The sequence below is a fragment of the Pedobacter sp. genome (assembly GCF_035317785.1).
Lineage (GTDB): Bacteria > Bacteroidota > Bacteroidia > Sphingobacteriales > Sphingobacteriaceae > Pedobacter.
Genome location: NZ_DATHGC010000142.1, coordinates 1 through 6,043, shown reverse-complemented (window position 1 = coordinate 6,043; position 6,043 = coordinate 1). Strand labels below are relative to the sequence as shown.

Here is a 6,043-nt window from a genome sequence, read left to right as displayed (position 1 = left end):
TGCCGTAGGATTTCTACTGATAACGATAACAACACAAGCCCAGATCTTAAGTCCAATAAAGTGGAGTTTTTCGGCTGCGCCGGTAAAGGGAAAGGCTGATGTGTATAGGGTAAGTATGACTGCGGTGATAGAAAAAGGTTGGCATATTTACAGTCAAAGTACGCCTGATGGTGGGCCTTCAGCTACGAAAGTGACTTTTGCAAAGAACCCTTTAGTGTTGTTAGGTGGGAAGACTACTGAGGTAGGTAAGCTGCATAAGGAGCATTCAAAGGAGTTTGGGGTAGATGTGTTGTCGGATGATGGTACGGTAACGTTTGTGCAGGTGGTGAAGGTGAAAAAGCCTGGAGTAAAGACTGTACTTAGTGGGACTGTGGAGTTTATGGCATGTGATCAGAGTCAATGCCTGCCTCCGGAGGAAATACCTTTTGAAATTGAATTGAAATAAAAGAGCAACCATTTATGATTAGTTAGACCCTGGTCGGTTTTATCTCAATTTCCGGCCGGGGTTATTAAAGAGGTAGCACAAAATAAAATAAATAATTGATTGAGAATTAACACTCATTGGTTTGCGATCCGAAGTCCAGGGGAGTTTGTGAAATTATCTCCTCTCTCCCTTTGGGAGAGATCCCCCTTGCGGGGAGAGAGGGTTTTTGAAATCTTTCCCTCTCTGTCCTGTGGACATCTCTCCCGGAGGGAGAGAGGAAAAAAATGCAATAAAGATATTGTTGTACCCATACAACAATGGTTAGTTTTTTTAATAAGTACAAGGCTGCGGGAAATTCCGGATAGAATCCGCAGCCTTAATGAAAACAATAATTAATAAAAAAAACAGAAAACAATGCAAGAACAACTAATGACGGTCTCTCAATTTATGACGCTTATAGAGACTTTGCCCAACGTCTATGAAAATCCCCAGGATGTAGAAATTGACGGGATAGATGACATCTGCTGCAGGATCAGTGTCTGGGCAGAAGGACCTACTAAATTTACACTGTGGGTAGAGATGGAGCCTGCCAAATTCATTGCGGAGCTGAACATCAGAAGCCTGGCTGATCTTGAAGCCATTACGCAGGCTGATCTCTGGGCGCAGTACCTGAAAGGCAATGGAACGGTGTGGGCAGACCTGGACTACCTGGGCGGGAAATCACTGCGCTTTAATGTGATTGGTGGAAGGACAGCGATTAGTGGGGATCAAATGGATTACAATGATGAGCAGAATGGGGTATGGGACAATGCGGTACAGTTTAAAGCTTATGTAAGAGAGCATATCCAGAAGATCTATGTAGTTGTAGAAGAGGAGGTTGATTAAAGTTGCTTTTGTTATGAATTGTTCTTTGATTTATTGTTGAATTGAGAAAAGGAAATGTATAACAATTGTTATACATGAGGCACTGCCTGCAGAAAGTTTTATACGGGCGATGAAAAGTAAGCAGAGGTGAAGGGTGGTTAATCCTTGATACACCGTACGCTGCATCCGGTGATATTTAAGGAGGAGAGTGGACCGGCCTCAAAATATCCTTTTGTATATAAGCTGTAATACGGAACGGTGCCTGTAGACCACCATGCGGTGTCAGTGATATAGCCGGTGAATTCGCCGTTGGAAAGTCTATACCCAGCTCCCATTGCACTGAATAAGGTAGAATTGACGTTTTCCATTTGGGGACTCCAGCTATATTGATCGCGAAGGAGCAGCCCGCTTTCCCTGGTACCTCCGATGTATTGATAAAGTACCTCCCATTCTTCTTTTGACGGAATATGCCAGCCGGCTGGGGCTAATTGCCTGCTGTCTGTGACGGCTGCCCTGTTGTAGAGATATCCAAAAGTTCTACCCGTTTTTTCATCATGGTCATACATGGCATATCCGCCTCCGGTACCCAGGTTTGCCCAGTCGGCATTGGATCTCAGATATGGGATTGGAGAGCCGTCCGTATAATGTTTGGTCTTCAGATTTTCTGCCATCCAGATCTGCTTTCCGATCTTGACAGCCTTGTAAGTATTTCCATCTACATCCTGAAGGGTAGATAGGGCCGGATTTTCTATTACAGTAAAATCTGCGGTAATTATCGTCGTTTTGTAAATTCCAGCTTCGAGTTGTGCGATCGTTATAGTAGTTTTTCCGGGGCCTCTTATGCTGAGCTGATTTCCGTAAACGTAGGCTACATTAACATTACTGCTGGTATAGAAAAATGCTCCGGTGCTGTTACTTTTCGGATGATCAAAAGTAAAATCGGGTTCGCCGACTTTTTTTACCGGAAAAACAATTGAGGTGATGATGGCGCTTAGCTTGGGTGCAACTGTTAATTCTGCGGAAATGCTTGCTTTTTTATAGTCGCCTTTTGCTCCCTGTTCTGCTGTAATGATACATTTGCCTTCTCTTTTGAGGGTCACAGTTTTACCGCTGATGGACACGATCGCGGTGTCGCTGGTCCGGTAGTTGAACGGGGAGCTGTTGTCGCTTTTGGGGTCTGTTAAGGTAAAAGGGAGTTCACCCAGTCGTTTGGCTATTGCCGGGAAACCGGAAAGGTTGGCTGACAAGGAGTCTAAGATCATAAAGCTGGCTGAAATGGTATCGGCGCGATATTTCTCTGTTCCACGCTGCAGCGCATAGATGGTGCATTTTCCGGCTGCTTTCAGTGTGACGGTATCGCCGCTGATTTTGACAAGTGCAGTGTCTTTAGTTGCAAAGATGATTGCACCGTCGCTGTCGCTAGTGGGCTTTGTCAAAAGGAAGGGGGACTGGCCAATCTTCTTGTTTTCTATGGTGAAGTTGGAGAGCCCCGGTGAAAACAGCGCAGGGTCAAGTTCTTCTTTTGTGCAACCAAAAAAAAGAACTAAAGACAATAATATGAGTGCGTTAAGATGTGATTTCATTTCATGATTGTGTTTAAAATTACTGATTTTTTTTGATATCTGTCTATCAAAAAACGGTTTTCACATCCGGGTTTTTTTGGTCTTTTTATATGGGATATCTTTACTGCATACAAATAAGGTAGGTAAGTTGCAGATTGAGATCCTGCCTGCGCTCTGGATGACAAAAGTGAGCCGGCTTAAATAACGTTTTATATACTGACTATACCCTTTGGACTGTAGCTAGATTGCTATGGTCTTTTTTGTACATAATTATTTGTAAATCAGGTAATTAAATATAAAAATTTTGTTCTTTCGTGTTGTTTTATTATTGCCTTTTACGTAATTTTGGATTATAACTTAATAAAATTATTACGTAAAAATGCTCAATCGCCTGACGGCATTCCTTTTTCATTTGTAAATGGAACCGGATAAAAAACCAAACTAACTTAAAACGAGTAAAAACATGTTGAACAATGACAAAGCCTTTAATAGGCTAATGGCACTGCTGCGCAGTATTGATCCTAAAAACCCATTGCCGGAAGAGCTGGAACCTTACCTGCTGCTCTGGATGATCGATGAACCTTATTGTAAAAAAGAACGCAGCCTGGAGTACCAGGGCGAGGTACCAAAGAATGCCTATTATGTAGTGCACGGTCTGGTCAAAGTCTATGCCTGGTGCCCGAACGGGTACAGGTACCTGTACCGCATTTATCGTGAGAATACCATTGTGGCCCTGAAGTGTTTTATGGACCAGGAGGTTTCTGCTTTTGAGATTGTGGCCTGCAAGAATACGCTGGTCCGGAGCATCAGCCATGCGCACATGCAAAAGATCTATAAACATATGGAAGGTATGCGGGAAATGGCGCTCAAGACTGCTTTCATGTATAGTGAGGCTCAGGAGAAGCTGCGTACGGATTTGCTGGCGCTGGATGTGGAGGCGAGGTTGCTGAAGTTTTACAGTTTGTTTAAGGGTTTGCTTCCTGCCAGAACGGGGCCGATCAGGGATGAAGATGTGGCGGGATATTTGATATTGACGAAGATACAGCTGAAAAAGGTACGAATGAGGTTGAAGAAATTGGGATTAATAGTCAGCCATTAGCAGGAAATCTGTGATATGCAAGTGTTTTATGCCTTCTATGGATTCTTTCCAAAGTTCATCCATACTGACCACATATTTAGGGTAATGATCTTTGATAGCGATTAAAGGCTCGAATACCCGGCTTATGGTGCTTTCACTTTCCATTTTATAGGTTACCTGTACGTAGATTTTATTTCCTGATTTTTCGGCTATAAAGTCAATTTCTTTATCGTCCAGTTTACCGATATATACATTATATCCGCGGCGTTTTAATTCGAGCATGACAATGTTTTCCAGAATGCCTGCAATTACAAAGCTAGGTTTTTAAAAGTTTTTTATGGTTATAACCCTAAAAATTATGATGGTGTTGAGAATTGGAATGCTGAAATAAGTTTAAAAGTGATGTCAAGGGTTCCCCGGGAACACTTGGCCTTTTTTGATCGCCGTACTTTTGGATCATTAAACGTAATCAAAACTATGATAAAAAAACAGGCAGGAAAGCGGGATCGCTTTTCGGTGGACATTTACAGGAAAAAGGACAACAGGGCAGGTGTGGTATTCAGAAGAAACAGGATGCTGTACAGGATCAACAACATCGAGGGTTGCAGCCGGTTACTGACCGATCTGCGGGCTGCGGCTGAGCAGGGTGGTAAGGCGAGGGTGATTGAGTTGCGCAGCCCCAGGAACAGGAAATGGGCGGTCGAGATTGTGTCTGGTCAGCAGGAGACAGATAGGGCAGTAGTGCTGGTGTGGGAGCTGATGGATGGTGGAATTGCAGTGGTCAGGTTTAGCTGGCAGGGGACTGCTGAGGAGCTTAAAATCGCCTTTTAATTAAGGCATTCCTATAGCGGTTGTGTTATTGGATAAAACAATGGTAACCATCAAAATATAAGAACGATGGGATTTTTAAAAGGTGGCCCTTTCTATCATTTGGTAGGAAAGGTCGGAAACAACGTTGGCCGGGTGGTCAACGGACAAAACGTGTTCTCTATAGCTCCGGCTAAGGGAAACAGAACGCCGAGTGCGGCACAATTGGTGATCCAGCAGAAATTAACTTTAATGACGGGCTGGCTGAGTGAGGTCAGTGATTTTATCAGGATCGGGTTTGAGGATCGGAATTCTGATATGAGTGCCTGGAATGCTGCGGTCAGGTACAATCTTTTGAATGCCGTTACGGGTGTTTCTCCAAATTTTACGATTGATTATCCGAAGGTGCTGTTTAGCGATGGCAAACTGGCTAAGGCTAAAAACATGGTGTTGTCGACTACGGAGGATGCGCAACTGGATTTTGCCTGGTCGGCGGCGATACCGTCTTTGAAAGCTGGTGCGGGTACGGATAAGCCGGTGCTGGTTGTGTATAATCCGTCGAAGCAGGAGTGGGAGGTGTCGGTTGGTGCGGCGATAAGGTCTGCACTTTCTTATGATCTGCTGCTGCCTGTGGATTGGAGTGGTGATAATGTTCAGGTTTGGACGTCGTTTGTAAGTGCTGATAACAAGATGGCGAGTACGACTGAGTTTGTTGACGCGACGGTGGTTCAATAATTTGTGAGAAAAACTGGTGAACTCCTCCTGGACTGGGACACAGCTTCGCAATGCCCCTATGTCCATCGGAGTCACCAGTTTTTCTCTCACAACAAATTAAGGAACTCACATTCGCGTCAAATGGACTCAGTCGAGTGAGGGAAAGGGAAAGTATGGTGTTAAAAAAAAGAAAAATTATGAAAGAATTGGTTTTAAAGGCATTCCGGGAAAGGGATGTGGAGATATGGAGGGTGGTGGTGTTGTTTGGGATTTTGGTGCTGATGTGGCCGATGGTGCAGCAGCAGTTGTTTAGGTTTGATAGTACTGTGGGTTATGTGGATCCGAGTATTCTGGTGCTGATCGTGATCAGTCTGATCTGCTTTTTGGGTTTGATCGGTTTGTGCTGGTGGTTGCTTCAGCGGTTTTTACTGGTGTTTGAGTTGCCGGGGTTTGGCAGTTTGGTTTTACGGTTTAATGAAATGGAAGTATGGGTTCAGTTAGGGTTTTATTTTGCGTGTTATGCGTTACTGTTGTTAGCTGGTGTGGGGTGTTTTGTGGCGGTGTTGTAGGGGAGATTGCCACGTCGGGAAGAGC

At 44.1% G+C, this 6,043-nt stretch carries 8 protein-coding genes; 6 read left to right on the top strand and 2 right to left on the bottom strand.

Going from position 1 to position 6,043, the window contains the following annotated elements; genetic code table 11:
* A partial coding sequence (locus VK541_RS08995) for a protein-disulfide reductase DsbD domain-containing protein (protein ID WP_324369115.1) occupies positions 1-445 on the top strand: 445 nt, incomplete at its 5' end.
* A gap of 393 nt (positions 446-838) precedes the next feature.
* A complete protein-coding gene (locus VK541_RS08990; protein ID WP_324369113.1) occupies positions 839-1,309 on the top strand; it encodes a hypothetical protein in 471 nt (156 codons plus the stop codon).
* 137 nt (positions 1,310-1,446) lie between these two features.
* On the opposite strand, the gene VK541_RS08985 is transcribed toward VK541_RS08990, so the two are convergent.
* Positions 1,447-2,871 carry a fibrobacter succinogenes major paralogous domain-containing protein gene (locus tag VK541_RS08985; protein WP_324369111.1) on the bottom strand — a complete coding sequence of 475 codons (1,425 nt, stop codon included), beginning with the start codon at positions 2,869-2,871 and terminating at the stop codon, positions 1,447-1,449.
* Positions 2,872-3,313: 442 nt separating this feature from the next.
* On the opposite strand from VK541_RS08985, the gene VK541_RS08980 reads away from it, so the two are divergent.
* A complete protein-coding gene (locus VK541_RS08980) occupies positions 3,314-3,949 on the top strand; it encodes a Crp/Fnr family transcriptional regulator (RefSeq protein WP_324369109.1) in 636 nt (211 codons plus the stop codon).
* Here the strand turns inward: VK541_RS08980 and VK541_RS08975 are convergent.
* Complete coding sequence (locus VK541_RS08975; RefSeq protein WP_324369107.1) at positions 3,932-4,210, bottom strand: hypothetical protein; 279 nt, start codon at positions 4,208-4,210, stop codon at positions 3,932-3,934. The genes VK541_RS08980 and VK541_RS08975 overlap by 18 nt on opposite strands.
* A 195-nt stretch (positions 4,211-4,405) precedes the next feature.
* Here VK541_RS08975 and VK541_RS08970 point away from each other — a divergent pair, with 195 nt between their 5' ends.
* The 3 genes from VK541_RS08970 (at position 4,406) to VK541_RS08960 (ending at position 6,018) form a co-directional block, all read left to right on the top strand.
* Positions 4,406-4,759, top strand: coding sequence for a hypothetical protein (locus tag VK541_RS08970; RefSeq protein ID WP_324369105.1), 354 nt, complete (start codon positions 4,406-4,408; stop codon positions 4,757-4,759).
* A gap of 66 nt (positions 4,760-4,825) precedes the next feature.
* Positions 4,826-5,470 (top strand): DUF6266 family protein, encoded by a 645-nt coding sequence (locus VK541_RS08965; protein WP_324369103.1) that lies wholly within the window; start codon positions 4,826-4,828, stop codon positions 5,468-5,470.
* 176 nt (positions 5,471-5,646) lie between these two features.
* On the top strand, positions 5,647-6,018 hold the full coding sequence (locus tag VK541_RS08960; RefSeq protein WP_324369101.1) for a hypothetical protein: 372 nt from the start codon (positions 5,647-5,649) through the stop codon (positions 6,016-6,018).
* Positions 6,019-6,043 lie beyond the last annotated feature (25 nt).